At 57.2% G+C, this 21,024-nt stretch carries 18 protein-coding genes and 2 pseudogenes; 16 read left to right on the top strand and 4 right to left on the bottom strand.

The features are described 5' to 3' along the window. Positions 1 to 7: 7 nt before the first annotated feature. Genes ACW9HW_RS00100 through ACW9HW_RS00085 form a run of 4 tightly spaced genes read right to left on the bottom strand, consistent with a single transcriptional unit; the run spans position 8 to position 6,337 of the window. Positions 8 to 988, bottom strand: a complete 981-nt coding sequence (locus tag ACW9HW_RS00100; protein WP_457397265.1) for a hypothetical protein — start codon at positions 986 to 988, stop codon at positions 8 to 10. Then, positions 985 to 3,267, bottom strand: coding sequence for a tyrosine-type recombinase/integrase (locus ACW9HW_RS00095; protein ID WP_457397264.1), 2,283 nt, complete (start codon positions 3,265 to 3,267; stop codon positions 985 to 987). Before ACW9HW_RS00095 ends, ACW9HW_RS00100 begins: the two co-directional genes overlap by 4 nt. Further along, positions 3,267 to 5,468 carry a hypothetical protein gene (locus ACW9HW_RS00090; protein WP_457397263.1) on the bottom strand — a complete coding sequence of 734 codons (2,202 nt, stop codon included), beginning with the start codon at positions 5,466 to 5,468 and terminating at the stop codon, positions 3,267 to 3,269. Before ACW9HW_RS00090 ends, ACW9HW_RS00095 begins: the two co-directional genes overlap by 1 nt. 8 nt (positions 5,469 to 5,476) lie before the next feature. Beyond that, on the bottom strand, positions 5,477 to 6,337 hold the full coding sequence (locus ACW9HW_RS00085; RefSeq protein ID WP_457397261.1) for a deoxynucleotide monophosphate kinase family protein: 861 nt from the start codon (positions 6,335 to 6,337) through the stop codon (positions 5,477 to 5,479). A gap of 120 nt (positions 6,338 to 6,457) precedes the next feature. On the opposite strand from ACW9HW_RS00085, the pseudogene ACW9HW_RS00080 reads away from it, so the two are divergent. The 16 genes and pseudogenes from ACW9HW_RS00080 to ACW9HW_RS00005 form a co-directional block, all read left to right on the top strand. Continuing rightward, positions 6,458 to 6,796, top strand: a pseudogene (locus tag ACW9HW_RS00080) (dTMP kinase); the annotation flags it as partial. Further along, the gene (locus ACW9HW_RS00075) at positions 6,789 to 7,775 is read left to right on the top strand and encodes a DNA polymerase III subunit delta' (RefSeq protein WP_457397260.1); all 987 of its coding nucleotides are present in this window, start codon (positions 6,789 to 6,791) and stop codon (positions 7,773 to 7,775) included. The pseudogene ACW9HW_RS00080 and the gene ACW9HW_RS00075, both read left to right, overlap by 8 nt. An 89-nt stretch (positions 7,776 to 7,864) precedes the next feature. Further along, a pseudogene (locus ACW9HW_RS00070) lies at positions 7,865 to 7,933 on the top strand (PilZ domain-containing protein); the annotation flags it as partial. Between the two features lie 13 nt (positions 7,934 to 7,946). Continuing rightward, positions 7,947 to 8,732: a TatD family hydrolase gene (locus ACW9HW_RS00065; protein ID WP_095195576.1), complete on the top strand. Its 786-nt coding sequence runs from the start codon at positions 7,947 to 7,949 to the stop codon at positions 8,730 to 8,732. 342 nt (positions 8,733 to 9,074) lie between these two features. Then, on the top strand, positions 9,075 to 9,713 hold the full coding sequence (locus tag ACW9HW_RS00060; protein WP_034149949.1) for a TetR/AcrR family transcriptional regulator: 639 nt from the start codon (positions 9,075 to 9,077) through the stop codon (positions 9,711 to 9,713). A gap of 138 nt (positions 9,714 to 9,851) precedes the next feature. Continuing rightward, positions 9,852 to 10,820: a GTP 3',8-cyclase MoaA gene (locus tag ACW9HW_RS00055; protein ID WP_095195577.1), complete on the top strand. Its 969-nt coding sequence runs from the start codon at positions 9,852 to 9,854 to the stop codon at positions 10,818 to 10,820. Positions 10,821 to 10,988: 168 nt separating this feature from the next. Further along, entirely contained in the window at positions 10,989 to 11,597 is a 609-nt protein-coding gene (locus ACW9HW_RS00050; protein WP_128606708.1) for a DUF4823 domain-containing protein, read from the top strand. Between the two features lie 15 nt (positions 11,598 to 11,612). After that, the gene (locus ACW9HW_RS00045; protein WP_095195579.1) at positions 11,613 to 12,173 is read left to right on the top strand and encodes a DUF1285 domain-containing protein; all 561 of its coding nucleotides are present in this window, start codon (positions 11,613 to 11,615) and stop codon (positions 12,171 to 12,173) included. A gap of 190 nt (positions 12,174 to 12,363) precedes the next feature. Continuing rightward, positions 12,364 to 13,080, top strand: coding sequence for a FadR/GntR family transcriptional regulator (locus tag ACW9HW_RS00040; protein ID WP_457397256.1), 717 nt, complete (start codon positions 12,364 to 12,366; stop codon positions 13,078 to 13,080). Positions 13,081 to 13,211: 131 nt separating this feature from the next. Beyond that, positions 13,212 to 14,087 carry an SMP-30/gluconolactonase/LRE family protein gene (locus ACW9HW_RS00035; RefSeq protein WP_457397255.1) on the top strand — a complete coding sequence of 292 codons (876 nt, stop codon included), beginning with the start codon at positions 13,212 to 13,214 and terminating at the stop codon, positions 14,085 to 14,087. 283 nt (positions 14,088 to 14,370) lie between these two features. Continuing rightward, positions 14,371 to 15,189, top strand: a complete 819-nt coding sequence (locus ACW9HW_RS00030; protein ID WP_095195582.1) for an SDR family oxidoreductase — start codon at positions 14,371 to 14,373, stop codon at positions 15,187 to 15,189. A gap of 132 nt (positions 15,190 to 15,321) precedes the next feature. Beyond that, the gene (locus tag ACW9HW_RS00025; protein WP_095195583.1) at positions 15,322 to 16,326 is read left to right on the top strand and encodes a substrate-binding domain-containing protein; all 1,005 of its coding nucleotides are present in this window, start codon (positions 15,322 to 15,324) and stop codon (positions 16,324 to 16,326) included. 64 nt (positions 16,327 to 16,390) lie between these two features. Continuing rightward, a complete protein-coding gene (gene araG / locus ACW9HW_RS00020; protein ID WP_095195584.1) occupies positions 16,391 to 17,935 on the top strand; it encodes an L-arabinose ABC transporter ATP-binding protein AraG in 1,545 nt (514 codons plus the stop codon). A gap of 12 nt (positions 17,936 to 17,947) precedes the next feature. Then, on the top strand, positions 17,948 to 18,916 hold the full coding sequence (gene araH, locus ACW9HW_RS00015; RefSeq protein WP_095195599.1) for an L-arabinose ABC transporter permease AraH: 969 nt from the start codon (positions 17,948 to 17,950) through the stop codon (positions 18,914 to 18,916). Between the two features lie 331 nt (positions 18,917 to 19,247). Then, a complete protein-coding gene (locus tag ACW9HW_RS00010; RefSeq protein WP_095195586.1) occupies positions 19,248 to 19,961 on the top strand; it encodes a GntR family transcriptional regulator in 714 nt (237 codons plus the stop codon). After that, entirely contained in the window at positions 19,958 to 20,956 is a 999-nt protein-coding gene (locus ACW9HW_RS00005) for an ADP-ribosylglycohydrolase family protein (RefSeq protein ID WP_457397251.1), read from the top strand. Before ACW9HW_RS00010 ends, ACW9HW_RS00005 begins: the two co-directional genes overlap by 4 nt. Positions 20,957 to 21,024: the final 68 nt, after the last annotated feature.

Raw genomic sequence — 21,024 nt, 5'->3', positions numbered from 1 at the left:
ATCAACCTCAGCGCACACGGTAGATATGGACTTCGTCAAAGCCCCAGGCTATTTGTGGTGTGGAAGCTTTGTCGGCGTCATCAAATTCCTCCTTTGGCACACCCCGAAACATGAACTTACGGTTTGCTGCCGCGATAGCCTCTGATTGTACATAAGGAACATGAATGGAAATATTCGCTACCGTCTTCAGGTCGTTAAGCAGCAACCCAATATCTGTTTTTTCAAACATAGGCAAGCGTATTGGAACGAGCAGCCTATCAAGTTTCGCATTCAGCGAGTGGGTGAAGTCTTTGAAAGATGAAATGTAGCGCTCCTGAAAAAGATGTACCTCAATGCTTTCTTGGTCAGGAAATTTTTTTATTGTTTCTATGATTTTTGAAATCTCAGCTTCCTTGCTGTCTTCATACTTTTCGAAATCCTGGGTTTTCTGGTATTCAGTCTGTGCCTTGGTGAGGTCTAACGAGAATTCCAGGAAGTTTTTTGCATCCTTCAGTGTTTTTTGATCGCGAGCGAGCTCGGACGAGGCTTCGATCAGGTGATGACGGGCTTGTTTAAGCTCCAGATGCGTCATTTTGCGTTTGAGCATTTCATTATGCTGGCTCTGTTTTTCGAGTACTGTGCTAATTTCGTTGGCCTCAAACGCGGAGAGGTCATTGTTCATCAAGGAGGTAATGTGTTTGTTTACCGCCTGTTCAATATCTTTTTTGTGTTGAATTTTCAGTGCCCGAATTTCTTCGCGAAGCTCTTCAACTTCACTTTCGCGCTTGGCAATGAAGTCCTTGGCTGTTGCCGGGTTCTCGGCGAGCAGCTGCGCTATCGATTTTCCCTGACAGTAGTCTTTGAGGTCATTGTAATATCGATTGAAAGCCTGACGGGTGATGCCGGCTCGCATCGAGAGTTCGGCGACGCCCAGCTTGATCAAGCCATTTTCGAGCTGGTGCTGTTTGATCAACTCAACGAGTAGGCTGCGAGTATCTGGCGGGTTCATGCGACGACCTTCGTTGGAATGATATGGACGCCGGTACGCTCAAGGTTTTCCAGGTGCTGGGTGTTACCCGCAATCTTTTGCCGGATCATCTTCTTGGCCCGTTCACTCAATGTGTCTGCCGACTTTTCCAGGAGGTTGGTGTAGAACGTTTTGTTGTCCTGCAGAGCCGATCTGGCGCTTTCTACCACGATGATGTGTTGGCATTGGTTGTCACAGAGCCTGTGGTTGGGCAAGGCATTGCTCACCGGGCCTTTGAGGTGGGCCAGGCAAGGAGGCAGGTTTGGAGATGAATAGGTCTGTGTACTAACGCAGAAAGTACCCATGGCTGTCCGATGGATGAAAAGTGGCTCTCCGGAGGACAAAAGATGGGAGACATACTCGAAGACGGTCACCTTCAGTTGCTTGCCCGTGAACGCATTTGGCCGCGCTTGGATTCGCTCCATCAACCGTTCGGCGACTGGGCCGGAGGATGCTCCGTGCTGTACGGCTTTGACGATCTCAGAAAACTCGATCGTATAGTTCTGTTCAATCGCCAGGGCAACGCTTCGCACCAAAAATGGATTGCGACCAATGTATTTGAGCGTCATTGCATAGCTTTTGTGGCCAAAGAGATGGCGGATAAGATCAATGTTTCGCTCGCTTCTATTGATTAAAATCTCTGCGATGGTTTTGCGAAAGCGATGGCAGTGAATCCGGTCAACACCCGTAGCTTCGCTCAGCTCTCGGTTGATCAGAGCCAACATATGACTATTGGGTTTGTTGAGTCCCTTGCGGCCTTTAGTCGATTGGAAAATAAAGTCCTGGGCCTTGAGCGTATAGATCGAGCGAAGGCGCTCGAGCTCATCAATTTTCTGGCCGATGAACTGCGGGATGGGCAAGTACGCTACTTCGCCTGCATTGGGGTCAGCAGCGGTTTTGTAACGAACCGCACGCAACGTGTAGATCCCATTGCCATCCTTAATGAGATTGCTGAATTTCAAGTCGCGCAATTCGCTGGCGCGAAGTCCGGTGATCAAGGCGAGCAGTACATACACCGCGTTTCTGACATGGTCTACGCTCACCGCATAGGAGCGAAGCCAGTTGTAGACATACTGTTCCCTCTTGCCGTACCTGTACTCATAGAATTTTTTCGATGCAGACACCACTTTCACACCGTCCAGTTCGATGTTCAGCATGTCTTCCAGCTCTTGGTCAGCCTCATACCTGACCACTGCACATTTTTTTGTGCTGTCCAGATTCTTCTGTTTGACGTACTCGACCACTTGGAGGAGCCGTGGCAACGCTTTCTCTGTCCAGAAAAGAGCGTAATTGACCAACTGTCCGAGATCTTCTTCGCTGAACGGCATCCAGGTACCCATGCTGCCGGCATACTGCAAGATAACGTCCTTACGGCGCTCGACGGTGTCTACCTTCAGCATGTTTAGATCCAGCGCAAGACCTTCAGGCATCAAGCCTTGGGTGCTTAGGGAACTCCAAAAGCGCAGCATGTAGAACAGAGAATGGTAATGACGGGGACTGCCGTCGGTGTTCTTTGCGTCATCCAATGCCTTGTTGACCATACGAAGGTTGATCAGGCGGATCGACTCTGGAGAGCCATCCAGAAAGTTAGGCTTCATCAGATAACGATCGAGAATCGTGAACAGGCTTGAATGCCAATATGTCGTGACGTAGCTCCGGACTCCCCCGAACGGCGCAAACTCAGGAATCTGGTGGAAGGTGATGGCCTTCCTGAGCTCGATCATTGAGGATGGCATGCCCTCGAAGTTGATACGACGCGCTGAGCCATATTTATTGACGAACAGCGTCCATACGTTCTGATCGTATGTCGAGTAAGGCGAGACAGGAAAATCACCCTTCGGAAAGACTTTTAGCTTCGTCGCGAGTGTACTCAGCGTTTGCTTACGTTTGCCGCCAGTCTCTTCCAGAAGAGCGGCCAGCTCTTCCTCAGCGATTTCCTCTATGACGGTCTTTAGTTCGCTTTCCATTTCATCGGCGAACTCGTCCTCTACATCGTTCTCTTCGCTTTCATTGTCGAGATCGTCGTCTCCCTCCTGATCGACCTCGCGCTTGGCGGAGCTGCTCCTTTTAGCTTTCGGCTTTTGTTCCTTTTTTGATTTTGTTTGTCCAAGGTCTGATTGAACGTTCTCGAGGCGCTCTTGGCCTCCCTGAACGAGAGCGTCAGCCATCAGGTGGGCTTCAGCCTGGTGGGTATAAACGAGCTCGTCCAACAGATCGGATGCGTAGGTTGGGTCAGGCTGAGGATTCTTATTGTTTTTCATTACATGTCCTCTTCTTCAAAAATAAGTTGCAGGAAATCCAGGTCGTGGGGGAGGAGAGGGGCGTTGCGACGTTGGTACCTGGAAGCTGCCTTCAATGAGTCTGGGTCTTCCCAGTTGTCCAGGACGGACTCGATGATTTTGAGCTCGGTATCCAATGAGTCGCTGTATTCGGTCTCACTGGAAGGGCGATCTTCGATGAGTTCCTGTACATGAATTCTGCGTTGCATTAGATAGGGCAAGGAGTCGTCATACAGATTGCATTGCTCGCAGAACATGCAGTTACGGATCGAGTAGCAGCGCTCGCCCTTTTTGACATGCAGTCGTGCTCCATACCAAGTCGGTTTCAATTGATTGCTACAGGACCACATTGGTCGTTCTTGACCTGGGATGTGAAAGATCTTCATGGGCAAATCGATGGGCTTCTCGATGTGCTTGCCCACCAAATCTTGATATTGACGATTGAGGAGCAGTTGGACGATCGCCTCGAGTTCCGATCGCAGTCGCTCCTCGCGTTCAGCGATGGCGACGGACGAGTTCGCGTAGTGAACGTCCGTGACGAGGGTATCGGCGTGAGACAGTTGCATGGCGAGCAGGCCGAGCCCTGCGCTGTCGGCTTTCTTCTTATAAATCGCCCACGTGGGACGCAAGCGTTTGGTGATTTCCTTGGCGGAGGTCAGAGGCTTGCCTTTTTCGCGGATTGGATAGTGCTTGAGGAACTCTTTTACCCCTCGCAGAAAGGCCTTTATGTTCGTAGCAGAGGTGTGGCGTCCCCCTTTGCTCGCCCACGAACCGTAAAAACGCAGGCAAAGAAACAGTGGGTTATAGATAAGGTGTTCTTGACCAACAGGGATGACATCAAAGGCATAACCTTTCAACGGTTCGGACAGGGCGTCGGCAAGCTTGATCAGGTTGTAACTTGAAAAGCGGTTGTCCTTGTCACTGATCGCTGGAATAGTTTTGGGGGCGTAGTAGGGTTTGTCGGTCCCTTGGGAGCGGTTCTTTTCTGACTGAATAATCACCTGGCTTTCGGACATGGCGCCGGTAAGCGGGTGCTCAAAGTTATCCAGGTCGGTGGCGAGCACCGTCTCCTTGTTCCAGTTGCTTTGCAGCATGATGAACATGATGATCACCGACATATCCATCATCGACGGAAAGTACAGCTCAAGCATGTCATCCCAAGGCTTCAGGGGATAACGGATCAGCTCCTTGCTACCGAGTCGGTTCCATCGAAACAACATCAATTGGACGATGTTGTCGCAATCACCTTTCGAGAGAAGGTAAGTTGACGAGTAGGTGGAGCCTAGCGATTCAAACGGCACGTCCATGGGGTATCCGTTCGCAACCATCGTCTTCAGCGCGCGTGCGTCGTCTGGATTCCAGTGCCAGAGGCTGCTGTCAAAGGGATCCCGGGCTTCTTCAAAGCGATAACACGCGGGGCGGTTCTCGAACATTTCTTTAAAGCGCGCTAGGCGATCAGGTTCGTCAGCGAGTGCCCGAAGCTCAGGGTCTGTTGAGTGCTTGAGCTTGAAGGTGAGATTGCTGGTGGTCAGCCTCTGTTTGCGGTCGGCCTTGTCCTGAGCCCACAGGAAGATGTACTCGCGTGAATAAGGCGCACAGTATTCGTCGAGCACTGCTTCTAGCGTATACGGCTCTGCGTTATCAACGGTCTTGCGAAACTCAAGTTTGGCGTACAGCTTGTCGATATGCGTCTTCAAAGCATCTGACAGTTGCAGGTAGGAGTCGCCCACAATGGGCTCGGTGGGTTTTTTGGGCGCGCTTCTGGACGCCACCGGCAGCATCAGGTCGTCAATCAAATCCGAAATCTTTGCTACGGAAGCGATTGCTGACTTGAGTTTGTTCGCCAGGTCCCCGGGTTTATCAACTCGTCGAACAAAACTCTTGAATTGGTTGTATACCTCACCGGAGAGGTCCGTCAGATACCTGAGTTGCAGGGGTTCGGGATTGCGGGCGTTGTGCTCGATAGCAAAGTCAAAAAACAATGTGATCGATTGCCTCAAGCTGTAGACCGAGATCCGTCGATGCGTTTCGGCATATTTCACGAAAACCAAGTGTAACGCCGCGCAAAGTGCAGACTGAGCATCCCAGAACGGATGGCCCAGGTAGTCACACGGTACAGCTTGGGAGTCGCTGGTTGGGGCAAGTGGGTAGGAACTCTCAGAAACGGGTACAAAAATAGGCACGGCAACTCCTAGCTTCTAGAGTCGTTATTGTTGTTTTGTAAGTCGATCTTCTGGATCAGGTCGTTCCAGGCGTTTTCGATCGCGTGCTTGTACTCGGCGAGGGATCCATTGTTTTCGATGACGATATCGCCCCGGGCTACTTCGATCCCTGCTTCAGAAGAGTGCTGCTTGACTTGTTCCAGGTGATGGCGGACGACGTGCCAGATTTCGCCGTTCAGATTACGAATGTATTCAGCCTCGTTCTCGAAGCGGATGTCCTTGATGATGATGACTTCTTTATTCTCAAGATCCAGCTTGGGCGCAGTGATGTTCTTGCCCTGCTCGTGCTTGCTGAGGTTTAAATGGGCAGATCTCTGTACATGGAAGTGAGGGAAGTCACGCAAAGTCAGTTTCTTGACCAGCTCAATCATGGCGTCGACTGACAGGCCCCAGAAGGCGTCTTCAACTTCGCGTTGGGCGATGTCCCATGCTTGACTGTCGGACAAGCCGAAGAACGCTTGAGCTGCCTGGATGAATGCACCGTCCGGATCTGTGACTTGTTCAGCGGATAGGGGAGAGGGTGGGAGTACCTCGCCATTGATCTCGCGATCTGCACGCTTAAGCCAATGCAGGGAATCGTGAGTTCTCATCCATTCGGTACCGACGAGCTGGAAGAACTCGCGAGGCGACAAACCCCACGCGGTCAGCGTTTTCTCTTTTGCTGTATCATCCCACGTCTGTTCAGGTGTCAGAGCGAACAAGGCCTGACAGCCCGCCTTCAAGGGATCTGCCAGCGCGTAGGCTGCAACTTGTGGGTGTGTAAGAAGTATGGAGGCTGCCGTGTCCTTGCCGGAGCGAGCCTTTGCTGCTAGTCCAAGGATCTTTTTCATCGGGCAATACCTCCTGTAATCGGCCTGAAAGCCGGGAATTTACTGGGTTTCTGTGGGTTTACATTTCTTATCATTCCGAACTATACCATGACGTTTACATTTTGTGATGTTCCGAAACAAGATTCGACCTACGCCTACCAGGGCGGTGGTCGCGGATTGTCGCTGGAGCGTATCGCCACGCTGGAAACCTTTGTGCAGGGCGATCTGCGTCCTGACCTGACGCTGATATTCGACTTGCCGGTTGAAGTAGGCCTGGCCCGCGCCAGTGCCCGTGGCCGCCTGGATCGCTTCGAACTCGAAGGCCGGACGTTTTTCGATGCCGTACGCGGTGCCTTCCTCCAGCGCGCGGCCGCGGAGCCGGCGCGTTACGTGCTGATCGATGCTGCGCAACCGCTGGCGCAGGTTCAGCAATCCCTGGATGGCTTGTTGCCGCGTCTGCTGGAGCTGACCCGTGGCTGAAGCCTACCCCTGGCAGGACAGCCTCTGGCAGCAACTGGCGGGCCGTACGCAGCATGCTCACGCCTATTTGCTGCATGGCCCGGCCGGGATCGGCAAGCGGGCGCTGGCCGAGCGCTTGATGGCCAGCCTGCTGTGCCAGCGCCCGACGGCGCAAGATGCCTGTGGCGAATGCAAATCCTGTTTATTGCTCAAGGCCGGCAGTCACCCCGATAACTACATTCTCGAACCGGAAGAGGCCGACAAGGCGATCAAGGTCGATCAGGTCCGCGATCTGGTCAGCTTCGTGGTTCAAACCGCACAACTGGGCGGTCGCAAAGTGGTGCTGGTCGAGCCGGTCGAGTCGATGAACATCAATGCCGCCAACGCCTTGCTCAAAAGTCTTGAAGAGCCGTCCGGCGATACGGTATTGCTGCTGGTCAGCCACCAGCCCAGTCGTCTCTTGCCGACCATCAAGAGCCGCTGCGTGCAGCAGGCTTGTCCGCTGCCGAGCGAGGCCATGAGTCTGGCGTGGCTGGCCAGGGCACTGCCGGACTGTTCGGAAGAAGAGCGCATCGAATTGCTGACCCTGGCCGCCGGTTCGCCCCTGGCCGCCGTCAACCTGCACGCCCAGGGCGTGCGCGAGCAACGCGCGCAAGTGGTCGATGGGGTGAAAAAGTTGCTCAAGCAGCAGCAATCGCCGACGCAACTGGCCGAAGGCTGGAACGCGATTCCGTTGTTGCTGCTGTTCGACTGGTTCTGCGATTGGTCGAGCCTGATCCTTCGCTACCAGCTGACCCAGGATGAAGAAGGGCTCGGGTTGACGGATATGCGCAAGGTCATTCAATACCTGGCACAGAAAACCGGCCAGGACAAAGTCCTGAATATCCAGGACTGGATCCTCGCCCAGCGCCAGAAGGTGCTGAGCAAAGCCAACCTCAATCGGGTGTTGCTGCTGGAGGCACTGCTGGTGCAATGGGCCTCCCTGCCTACCCAGAGGTGACAGTCCGGGCCTAGACTCTGAGTATCAGCAGTGGAGGTCAGCATGAATGAGCCTGTCAGCCTCGTGCCGCGCAACGGCATGTTGTCCCCGCGCGCAGTCGAATCGAAACCTATCTGGCCGGAGCCCTGAAGTCCGACCGTCCCACTCATACGATGTAAGTTGCAGCCCTTTATGCTCGTAGATTCCCATTGTCACCTTGATCGCCTCGACCTTGCCGCCCACGAAGGCTCCCTGGACGCCGCTCTCGATGCGGCCCGCCAGCGCGGGGTAGGGCACTTTCTGTGCATTGGTGTCAGCGCCGACAACGCCGCCGACGTCAAAGCCCTGGCCGAGCGCTATGAGGATGTCGACTGTTCGGTCGGCGTGCATCCTCTGGATGTGCAGCCGGGGGCGGCGCCTGCGCTGGACTGGCTGCTGCATGAGCTCAATCACCCGCGGGTGGTGGCCATCGGCGAAACCGGCCTGGATTACCACTACGAGCCGGAAGCGGCCGAGTTGCAGCAGGAATCTTTCAGGTTGCACCTGCAGGCCGCGCAGCAGACGGGCAAGCCGGTGATAATCCATACCCGTGGCGCCCGCGCCGATACCTTGAACCTGCTGCGTGAAGCGGCGCTGCCCCAGGCGGGCGTGCTGCATTGCTTCACCGAGGACTGGGATATGGCGAAAGCCGCGTTGGACATGGGTTATTACATTTCTCTGTCCGGGATTGTCACGTTCCGCAATGCCGATGCATTGCGTGATGTGGCGAGCAAGGTGCCGGCCGACCGGTTGCTGGTGGAAACCGACTCGCCGTATCTGGCCCCGATCCCGTATCGTGGCAAGCCGAACCTGCCGCAGTACGTACGCGAGGTGGCGGAATTTCTGGCAATGTTGCGTGGTGAGTCTTTCGAGCGATTTGCCGAACAGACGACGGAAAATTTCAAGCGTCTGTTTCCGTTAGCGCATGTGAAAGGTTAAATCGCAGGCAAAAAAAACCCGGGTTCTGGGGGGTGAATCCGGGTTAAGACCATTAGGAGTAAAACAATGGTACGCGGTCCGTTGGTACCAATATCGGCGCGACACTTGGGGGAGATGCCTCGCCGACAGTTCAAGTATTGATCAGTATTTCGCCGAGTCCAGTTTGTCGGTCAAGGTTTTTAAACAAATTTGGAATACGGGCGCTTCAGAAGAGTTCTCATCAACAGGCCACCCTGCAGGAAATACTCAAGAAACATAGATATGGTCGGATGATCCGTGCATTTTTGCGTAATTTAGGCATAATACGCGGCTTCGAATTTTGACCCCTACAGACCTTTTCTTATGCATAAAGAACCTCGTAAGGTCCGTGAGTTTCGTCGCCGCGAGCAAGAAATTCTCGATACCGCGCTCAAGCTGTTCCTCGAACAAGGTGAAGACAGTGTCACCGTCGAGATGATTGCTGATGCCGTCGGTATCGGCAAAGGCACGATCTACAAGCACTTCAAGTCCAAGGCCGAGATCTACCTGCGCCTGATGCTCGATTACGAGCGCGATTTGAACGAACTGTTGCACTCCGCCGACGTCGACAAGGACAAGGAAGCCCTGTCCCGCGCCTATTTCGAATTCCGCATGCGCGATCCACAGCGTTATCGCTTGTTCGACCGCCTGGAAGAAAAGGTGGTCAAGGGCAATCAGGTGCCGGAGATGATCGAGGAGCTGCACAAGATCCGTGCTTCGAACTTCGAACGCCTGACCCTGCTGATCAAGGGCCGGATCAGCGAAGGCAAGCTTGAAGACGTGCCGCCATACTTCCATTACTGCGCGTCCTGGGCGCTGGTGCACGGTGCCGTGGCGCTGTATCACTCGCCGTTCTGGAGCAATGTGCTGGAAGATCAGGAAGGTTTCTTCCAGTTCCTCATGGACATCGGCGTGCGCATGGGCAACAAGCGCAAGCGCGACACCGACACCCCGAGCAGCTAAGCCATTCAGCAACCTGATTGCGCCATTATTTAGCTACTTGGCGCAGTACCGCAGGAATATACTCAGGCATGGGACTTGCTAAAACTTGATTTGTGAGTCAAGTTTTAGCGGTCCGAATATTCTTCCGCCGGAGTGATCATGATCGTTGACCGTCAAGGCAGGCGTTTTCGCAATTTGCGAGTCAGCCTGACCTCCGCCTGCAACTACGCCTGTACCTACTGCGTGCCCAACGGCAAGCGGCTGGTGGCTGCGCAGGATGAGTTGTCGGCCGAAGCCATGGCGCGCGGTGTGGCCTATCTGATCGAGGCGGCGGGCATCGAGCGCCTGCGCATCACCGGTGGCGAGCCGCTGGTCAGTCCTAAACTCGAAACCTTCATGACAGCGGTTGGGCGGATGGGCTTGCAAGACATCAGCCTGACCACCAACGGTCAATTGCTGGCGAAGAAACTGCCGTTGCTGGTGGACGCCGGTATCCGGCGCATCAACGTTTCCCTCGATACCCTGGATGCCAGCGCATTTCGCGGCATTGCCCGCGGTGGCGATCTGGCAACGGTGCTCAACGGCATGGAGCAGGCCCGCGCGGCCGGCATGAAGATCAAGGTCAATATGGTGCCCCTGCGCGGTCAGAACCTCGATCAGGTGATGCCATTGCTCGATTACTGCCTGGAACGCGGCTATGAGCTGCGCTTTATCGAGCTGATGCGCATGGGCCACCTGGCCAGCGACTCAAACGCCTTCCTGCAGCAGTTCGTCAGCCTTCAGCAATTACTCGGCCTGATTGGCGAACGCTATGAGTATCTGCAGGCTGATGCGCCGGTGGACGCGACGGCGGTGCGTTATGAAATACCGGGGCAGGGATATTTCGGCGTAATCGCCAATGAAAGTGTGCCTTTCTGCCGTACCTGTTCACGGCTGCGTCTTTCTTCCACGGGATGGCTCCATGGCTGTCTCTCGTCGAGTAACCGCCACTACGTCGGCGACCTGCTGGACAAGCCGCGTCATCAGGCACTGCCGGCGTTGCAGAGGCTGCTGGTGAAAGCCTTGGGCGACAAGCAGGAAGTGGCGTTTTCCGGTGGTGCGACGGTCATGAAAATTATCGGCGGCTGAACCGGCCTCTTCGCGAGCAGGCTCGCTCCCACAGGGTTGGCGCAAATCTGTGTGGGAGCGAGCCTGCTCGCAAAGAGGTCCATGAAATGTTGCTGGTCACAAGCTGGCGCAAAAGCTGCATCCCACGGCCATTCGCCGGTTTTCCGTCACCGGCTTCTGGAGGATAGGATGCGTAGCCTGGTTTTGCTGCTGGCCGTTTTGGCGCTCGGTGGCTGCATGAATGTCAGCGATATGGCCGAAGGCACTCGCTACCATATGAGCGACGCCGGTCTGCTGGATCACAGTGACAGCCGCCGCGTGAATAACCTGCGCATTCAGCCGGATTCGTTCGTCTACATTGCCCAGGGCGCCTTCGTGCCGCCGGGCAGTGCCGTTTACCCGCGTCCCAACGTGATCGCTGAAGTCGCCTTTGACGGTTTTGTTGAATACTTCCCGATGGTTCGTCGTGCGCGCACGCCGGAAGGTCTTGACCAGGCCATGAGCGAAGCCCGTGCCGTCGGTGCCCATTACTTGCTCTACACCCGATTCGCCAAGTCCGATGACCGCATCGGCAACTCGGATGAGTGGCTGGATCAGGAAGCCGTGGACCGTCTCGGCATCGACACCGGTGTGATTCAGATCATGTTGATCGAGACCAGCACCCAGTATTTGATTGATACTGCACGTATCAAGAGTCGTGGCGGTTTGCTGACGTTCCACGACGAAAAGCCAGAAGACCTGATGGGCCCGCCGCTTGAGCAATATGCTCGCAGCCTGTTGGGGCTCAGCGACCAGTAATCCAAGGAGATCGCCATGAGTGGCCCGCAAAAAGCCAACGACCTGTTGGGGCAAATCCCCAAGACCAAAGGCTTGCCGCCGGTCCACCTGTGGAATCCCGACTTCTGCGGCGATATCGATATGCGTATCGCCCGCGACGGCACCTGGTATTACCTGGGCACGCCCATCGGGCGCAAGCCGATGGTCAAGCTGTTCTCCACCATCATTCGCCGCGACGGCGATGATTATTTCCTCATTACTCCGGTCGAGAAGGTCGGCATCAAAGTCGACGACGCACCCTTTGTGGCCGTTGCGCTGGAAGTGGAAGGCGAGGGTGAGGCTCAGGTCCTGCGCTTCATCACCAATGTCGATGAGACCGCCGAGGCGGGTGCCGAACACCCGATTCGCGTGGTGATTGATCCTGAGACACAAGAGCCGGCTCCCTACGTCCACATACGCAGCAATCTCGAAGCGCTGATCCATCGCAATGTGTTCTATCAGCTGGTGGAGCTGGCTGTCAGTCGTGAAATCGATGGGCAGCGTTGGCTCGGCGTGTGGAGCGCAGGCGAGTTCTTCCGAATCGGTCTTGAGCCGTAACACCAATCCTGTGGGAGCGAGCCTGCTCGCGAAAGCGGTGTATCTGACACATTGATGTCGGATACATAGACACCTTCGCGAGCAGGCTCGCTCCCACAATAAATCTGTGTAGTTCCTCAAAAATCAATTTGACACCCAATCGTATGATGATTAGCGTGGGCCTCCATAGCGATTGGCTTTGAGGTGTCCATTGTCCAGCAGTTTTCACGCGTCGACGGTCGATTGGCTGGGTTGCTGGATCGCTGCCGGGCAGGTCAAGCCGGGGGAAACCCTCAAGGTCGAGGCAGATCTGGGCGAGCAGCTCGGTGTCAGCCGCACGGTGATCCGCGAGGCCATCAAGACGCTGGTCGCCAAGGGCCTGCTCGAAGTGGGGCCGAAGGTCGGTACCCGGGTGTTGCCGGTTCGGCGCTGGAATCTGTTCGACCCACAGGTCGTCGGCTGGCTCTCACGCAGCGGTCTGCCGGAAAACTTCGTCGATGACTTGCTCGATCTACGCCGCACCATCGAACCGATGGCAGTGCGCTGGGCCTGCGAGCGCGCAACTGCTCCGCAGGTGGAGGCGATTCAGCTGGCCTGCAACGCCCTCGAGCGGGCAGTGGACAGCGGCATCGATTACAACCGTGCCGACCAGTTGTTCCACGAGTGCATCCTCGCCGCCAGCCACAATCAATTCATCGAACAAATGGTCCCGGCCCTCGGTGCGCTGCTGGCCGTATGCTTTGAAGTGTCTGCCGCCGACCCGGACGAGTTGCGCCGCACCTTGCCTATTCACAAGGACATGGCCGACGCCATTGCCGCTCGGGATACCGCGCGGGCGGTCTGGGCCTGCATGACCCTGATCGATAACGCCGACCTGGCCATCAAGCGCTATTACCCGCAAGTGATGGCCGACAAAAAAACCGGCTGACAACATAGACCCCTTGTGGGAGCGAGCCTGCTCGCGAAGGGGCCGGCACACTCAACATAGATGTCGACTGATTCACCGCTTTCGCGAGCAGGCTCGCTCCCACAAAAAACAAGAACAATGCAGGAGGTTTCATGGCGTGGACCGCGGTAACCGAACACCGGGCACAACTCGGCGAAGGCCCGTTCTGGGATGCCCCGACGCAGGCGCTGTATTGGGTAGACATCGCCGGCAAGCAAGCGCTGCGGTTGATCGGCGCCAATGTGCAGATCTGGCAGATGCCGGAGCACGTATCGGCTTTCATTCCCTGTGCAAGTGGCGATGCACTGGTGACATTGAGCAGTGGAGTCTATCGACTGGATCTGGACTCGCCGGGTCTGGAACCAGGACTGACATTGCTATGTGTCGCCGACCCGCAACCGGGCAACCGCGCCAACGAAGCCCGTTGCGATGCCCTGGGCCGGCTCTGGCTCGGCACCATGCAAAACAACATCGGTGAGCAGGGCGAAGATCTGCCCATCGAGCGGCGTTCCGGCGGGCTGTTTCGTATTGATCGCGATGCCCGGGTGACGCCGCTGCTCCGTGGCCTGGGTATTCCCAATACGTTGCTGTGGAGCGACGACGCTACGTCCGTGTTTTTCGGCGACAGCCTTGATGGCACGCTGTACCGGCATTTCATTCGTACTGACGGCAGTCTTGAACCTGCTCAACCCTGGTTTGGCCCGCATGGGCGTGGCGGCCCCGATGGTTCGGCGATGGATGCTGAAGGGTTTATCTGGAATGCCCGATGGGACGGCAGTTGCCTGCTCAGGCTGACACCGGACGGCAAAGTCGATCGGGTGATCGAGCTGCCCGTCAGCCGTCCGACCAGTTGTGTGTTCGGCGATTCCGACCTGAAAACCCTGTACGTCACCAGTGCCGCCAGTCCGCTCGATTGTTCGCTGGATGGAGCGGTCCTGGCGATTCGCGTCGATGTGCCCGGAAAGCTCTGTAGCCGATTTGCCGGATAAATCCCTAAATATGGGATGATAAATTATATATTGAGATTGTTTGCGGGCCGGGTTTATAGTCGGCACCATCGTTCCACGCTCAGTTACACGCACTCACACTTAAAAAAACAAAACAGGTGAAGTGATGCAGCGATATTTCCCCGCACTCCCCAGAGGAGTCAGCATTCCCGAACAGCTCTGTGCTGAAACGTTTTCGCGCCTGCCTGTTTTTCCGCAAGGCTTTTTGACCGGACATCCGCAGATGCCCGGTTTTCGTCGTGCTTTCGAACAGGAGTCTTGATCCATGGCTGAACCTCTTTCCTTGCCACCGGTGCCCGAGCCGCCCAAGGGCGAGCGCCTGAAAAACAAAGTCGTGCTGTTGACCGGCGCTGCCCAGGGTATCGGCGAAGCGATTGTCGCGACCTTTGTTTCGCAGCAAGCCAAGCTGGTCATCAGCGATATTCAGGCCGAGAAAGTCGAAAAAGTCGCGGCTCACTGGCGGGAAAAGGGCGCCGATGTCGTGGCGATCAAGGCCGACGTATCGCAGCAGCAGGATCTGCAGGCGATGGCCAGACTGGCGGTGGAGCGTCACGGCCGGATCGACGTGCTGGTCAACTGCGCCGGAGTCAACGTGTTCCGCGATCCGCTGGAAATGACCGAAGAAGACTGGCGTCGTTGCTTCGCCATTGACCTGGATGGCGCCTGGTACGGTTGCAAGGCGGTGTTGCCGCAGATGATCGAACAGGGCATCGGCAGCATCATCAACATTGCTTCCACCCATTCCAGCCACATCATTCCCGGCTGCTTCCCGTACCCGGTGGCCAAGCACGGCCTGCTCGGCCTGACCCGTGCACTGGGCATCGAATATGCGCCCAAGGGTATTCGCGTCAACGCCATTGCACCGGGCTACATCGAAACCCAACTGAACGTCGACTACTGGAATGGTTTTGCCGACCCCCATGCCGAGCGTCAGCGCGCGTTCGACCTGCACCCGCCGCGCCGCATCGGCCAGCCGATCGAAGTGGCGATGACCGCGGTGTTCCTGGCCAGCGATGATGCGCCGTTCATCAATGCTTCGTGCATCACCATCGATGGGGGACGCTCGGTGATGTACCACGACTGAATGAGCGGGATGCCAAGCGCACAACTACGCTTGAAATCCAATCATCATACGATATGACTATTGGTAGTACGGTTTCACCGCTTCAAAGAACGCTTTCGAAGAATGCTCACAAAAATAACAAGGAGTCAGCTTATGAATCGTCGTCATGCAATCCGTTCCCTGTGCTGTGCCGCTTTGGCGGTCAGCGCGGTCAGCCTGAGCAGCACGCTGCTGGCGGCGGAGGAAGTGAAAATCGGTTTTCTCGTCAAGCAAGCGGAAGAGCCCTGGTTCCAGACCGAATGGGCGTTCGCCGAAAAAGCCGGGAAGGACAAGGGCTTCACCCTGATCAAGATCGCTGTGCCGGACGGTGAGAAAACCCTGTCGGCTATCGACAGCCTGGCGGCCAATGGCGCCAAAGGGTTTGTGATCTGCCCGCCGGATGTGTCCCTGGGCCCGGCCATCATGGCCAAGGCCAAGCTCAACGGCTTGAAAGTGATTGCTGTCGATGACCGTTTCGTCGATGCCAGCGGCAAGTTCATGGAAGACGTTCCTTACCTGGGCATGGCTGCCTTCGAAGTCGGCCAGAAACAAGGCAGTGCCATGGCCGCCGAAGCGAAAAAACGCGGCTGGGAATGGAAAGACACCTACGCGGTCATCAACACCTACAACGAACTCGATACCGGCAAGAAACGCACCGACGGTTCGGTCAAGGCGCTGGAAGATGCCGGCATGCCAAAGGATCACATCCTGTTCTCGGCCCTGAAAACCCTCGACGTGCCGGGCAGCATGGATGCCACCAACTCGGCGCTGGTGAAACTGCCGGGCGCGGCGAAGAACCTGATCATCGGCGGCATGAACGACAACACCGTGCTGGGCGGCGTGCGCGCCACCGAGAGCGCCGGTTTCGCGGCGAAGAACGTGATCGGCATCGGCATCAACGGCACCGACGCCATTGGCGAACTGAAGAAACCCGACAGCGGCTTCTACGGCTCGATGCTGCCGAGCCCGCACATCGAGGGCTACAACACCGCCAGCATGATGTACGAGTGGATTACCACCGGCAAAGAACCGGCGAAATACACCGCCATGGACGACGTGACGCTGATCACTCGCGACAACTTCAAGCAGGAACTGGAAAAGATCGGCCTGTGGAACTGAGGGCCGGTTGATTTCATCGGCGGCTCTGGAAACGGGGCCGCCTGATCTGTGTGATGAGGTGGTTATGCACGCGCAAACACAAGTACAGCAACAGACTCCAGGCGGCTGCTTGCGCTTCAACGGGATCGGCAAGACTTTTCCCGGCGTGAAGGCCTTGGACAATATCAATTTCGTCGCCCATCCGGGGCAGGTTCATGCCTTGATGGGCGAGAATGGCGCCGGCAAATCAACGCTGCTGAAAATCCTCGGGGGGGCCTATATCCCGAGCAGCGGCACGTTGCAGATCGGCGAGCAAACGATGGACTTCAAGTCCACGGCCGACAGCATTGGCAGCGGCGTAGCGGTGATCCACCAGGAGTTGCACCTGGTCCCGGAAATGACCGTGGCGGAAAACCTGTTCCTCGGTCACCTGCCGGCCAGTTTCGGCCTGATCAATCGCCGCACTTTGCGTCAGCAAGCATTGGCCTGCCTCAAAGGCCTGGCGGACGAGATCGATCCGCAGGAGAAAGTCGGACGACTGTCCCTCGGGCAACGGCAACTGGTGGAGATTGCCAAGGCCTTGTCCCGTGGCGCCCATGTGATTGCCTTCGACGAACCGACAAGCAGCCTCTCGGCGCGGGAGATCGATCGCTTGATGGCGATCATCGGTCGCCTGCGCGACGAGGGCAAAGTGGTGTTGTACGTCTCCCATCGCATGGAAGAAGTGTTCCGTATCTGCGACGCGGTGACGGTGTTCAAGGACGGCCGATACGTGCGCACCTTCGAAGACATGAGCGAGCTGACCCACGATCAATTGGTCACGTGCATGGTCGGCCGCGACATCCAGGACATTTACGATTATCGCCCGCGTCCGCGAGGCGCGGTGGCGTTGAAGGTCGATGGCCTGCTGGGGCCGGGTTTGCGGGAACCGGTGAGTTTCGAGGCGCACAAAGGCGAAATTCTCGGGCTGTTCGGTCTGGTCGGCGCCGGCCGCACGGAGCTGTTTCGCCTGCTCAGCGGTCTGGAGCGCAACACCGCCGGCCGCCTTGAGTTGCGTGGCCATGAGCTGAAACTGCGCTCGCCTCGCGATGCCATCGCCGCCGGCATTCTGCTCTGCCCGGAGGATCGCAAGAAGGAGGGCATTATTCCGCTGGCCAGCGTCGCCGAGAACATCAACATCAGCGCCCGCGGTGCCCACTCCGGCCTCGGTTGCCTGATCCGCGGGATCTGGGAGAAGGACAACGCCGACAAGCAGATCAAGGCGCTGAAAGTGAAGACGCCCCACGCCGGGCAACAGATCAAGTTCCTGTCCGGTGGCAATCAGCAGAAGGCGATTCTCGGTCGCTGGCTGTCGATGCCGATGAAAGTCTTGCTGCTCGACGAGCCGACCCGTGGCATCGACATCGGTGCCAAGGCCGAGATCTACCAGATCATCCACAACCTGGCCGCCAGTGGTATCGCGGTGATCGTGGTGTCCAGCGACCTGATGGAAGTGATGGGCATTTCCGACCGCATCCTGGTGCTGTGCGAAGGCTCGATGCGCGGCGAACTGAGCCGCGAACAGGCCAATGAATCCAACTTGCTGCAACTGGCTTTGCCGCGCCAACGCGCTGACGGCGTGGCGAACTGAGAGGTGACTATGATGACAACCCAAAACGAAACCCTGCCGACTGCACGCAAACCCCTGGACCTGCGGCGCTTTCTCGATGACTGGGTGATGCTGCTGGCGGCCGTCGGGATCTTCGTGCTCTGCACCTTGCTGATCGACAACTTCCTCTCGCCGTTGAACATGCGCGGCCTGGGCCTGGCGATTTCCACCACGGGGATTGCTGCGTGCACCATGTTGTATTGCCTGGCGTCCGGGCATTTCGACTTGTCGGTGGGCTCGGTGATTGCCTGCGCCGGCGTGGTCGCGGCGGTGGTGATGCGTGACACCGACAGCGTGTTCCTCGGTGTCAGCGCGGCACTGGTAATGGGGCTGATCGTCGGTCTGATCAACGGCATCGTGATTGCCAAGTTGCGGGTCAATGCGTTGATCACCACCCTGGCGACCATGCAGATCGTGCGCGGCCTGGCTTACATCTTCGCCAACGGCAAAGCGGTGGGCGTGTCCCAGGAATCGTTCTTCGTGTTCGGCAATGGCCAGTTGTTCGGCGTGCCGGTTCCGATCCTGATCACCATCGTTTGTTTCCTGTTCTTCGGCTGGTTGCTCAACTACACCACCTACGGGCGCAACACCATGGCCATCGGCGGCAACCAGGAAGCGGCGCTGCTGGCGGGGGTCAACGTTGACCGGACCAAGATCATCATCTTCGCCGTGCACGGGTTGATCGGTGCGCTGGCCGGGGTGATCCTGGCGTCACGCATGACCTCGGGCCAGCCCATGATCGGCCAGGGTTTCGAGCTGACGGTAATTTCGGCCTGCGTGTTGGGCGGGGTGTCGCTCAGTGGCGGGATCGGCATGATCCGTCACGTGATTGCCGGGGTGTTGATTCTGGCGATCATCGAGAACGCGATGAACCTGAAGAACATCGATACGTTTTACCAGTATGTGATTCGGGGTTCGATTTTGTTGCTGGCTGTCGTCATCGATCGCCTCAAGCAACGCTGACCCCCATCCCTTGTGGGAGCGAGCCAGCTCGCGAAAGCGGTGGGTCTGACACGTTGATGTCGGATGTGCCGACGTCTTCGCGAGCAGGCTCGCTCCCACAGTTGACCGGTGTCGCTCGAAAGTTTTGTGCCCGCCGTATATCCCTTGTGGGAGAGAGCCTGCTCGCGAAAGCGGTGGGTCTGACACGTTGATGTCGGACGTGCCGACGTCTTCGCGAGCAGGCTCGCTCCCACATTAGTCGGTGTTGCACTCACTATTAGTTTCATTCCTTCCGTCACTTCCCCCAAATTTCCCTTGCTCGCTCCAACTCGTTTCGGGTATCAATTTGTACATGATTAGACAGGTACGATTCGACAAGAAACAACGGGTGGTCGACGAGCTCATCCGGCGCATTGAAAGCGGTCTCATGGAAGACGGCTTTCATCTGCCGGGCGAGCATCAGTTGGCTCAAGAATTCAAAGTCAGCCGAGGTACATTGCGTGAAGCCCTGGCCGAATTGAAACGGCGCAACTACATCGCGACGCAAAGCGGGGTGGGTTCCATCGTCACGTTCGACGGTGTGGCACTCGACCAGCGCAGCGGCTGGGCCCAGGCCCTGGCCGACAGCGGCGCGCTGGTCAATACCGAGGTGCTGCGGCTGGAGGCGGTGACCCGTCCTGACCTGCTGTCGCGTTTCGGCACCGACCAATTCATCACCCTCGACCGTCGTCGCCGCTCCAACGACGGTACGCTGGTTTCCCTCGAACGCTCATTGATGCCCGCGACTGGAGGCCTGGAAGGCCTGCCGCGGGTCGGTTTGATTGATAACTCCCTGACCATCACCCTGGCCGCCTACGGCTACATCGGTGAGCGCGGCGATCAATGGATCGGCGCCGAACCGTTGAACGCCGAAGACGCCGAGCTGTTGGGGCGTCCGGTCGGCACCGTATTCCTCAAGGCCCTGCGCACCACCTACGATCGGCAAAACCGCTTCATGGAGCAGGTCGAAAGCCTGCTCGATCCCGTGCATTTCCGTATGCACCTGCAATTTGGAACGATGAAATGACAGCGCTCAATCGTGCCTTGGGTGCGTTCTACGGTCTGGCCCTGGGCGACGCACTGGGCATGCCGACCCAATCCCTGAGCCGTGCCGAGATCAAGGTGCGCTTCGGCGAAATCATCGACCTGCAAGACGCTGGTCCTCTTCAACCAATCGCCGCCAACATGCCTAAAGGCTCGATCACTGATGACACCGAACAGGCGATCCTGGTCGGTCAGTTGTTGCTCGACGGCAAGGGCCGGATCGAACCGGCGCTGCTCGCCCAACGGCTGATCGAATGGGAAGCCGAAATGCAGGCCAAGGGTTCGCAGGATCTGCTCGGCCCTTCGACCAAGCGCGCCATCGAGATGATTCTCGCCGGCCATTCGGCGGAAGAAGCGGGGCGCTACGGCACCACCAATGGTGCGGCGATGCGCATCACCCCGGTGGGGATTGCCGCGGATGTCGCCGATCCCGAGCATTTCATCGCGGCCGTGGTGCAGGCCTGTCAGGTCACCCACAACACCACGCTGGGCATTTCCAGTGCGGCGGCGGTGGCGGCGGTGGTCTCGGCCGGGATCAACGGTCTGGACCTGGGCGAGGCGTTGAACCTCGGCCAGCAAATCGCGCAGCAAGCGGAAAGCCATGGCCACTGGGTTGCCGGCGGACGAATCGCTTCGCGCATCAGTTGGGCACGGACCATCAGCGTCGACAACGACAAGGCGATGCTCGCCGATTTGCTGTACGACGTGATCGGCACCTCGGTAGCTTCGCAAGAATCGGTGGTGGTGTCGTTTGCCCTGGCCCAGCAAGTGGCCATCGGCGAAATGAATGCCTTCGAAGCGCTGTGCATGGCGGCGAGCCTGGGTGGCGACACCGATACCATCGCGGCGATTCTTGGGGCGATGCTTGGGGCTTGTCTGGGGCTTGAGAGTTGGCCGGTGGCGTTGATCGATAAGGTCAAAGCGGTTAATGATCTGGCGCTTGAGCCGCTGGTGCAGGGGCTGTTGGCTTTGCGCTGACTGGACTGGCCTCTTCGCGAGCAGGCTCGCTCCCACACTGGATCTGTGAGTGACATAAATCCCCTGTG

The sequence above is a fragment of the Pseudomonas sp. SDO5532_S415 genome (assembly GCF_054071155.1).
Note: the sequence above shows the minus strand (reverse complement) of the source record. Positions and strands in the feature narration are given on the sequence as shown.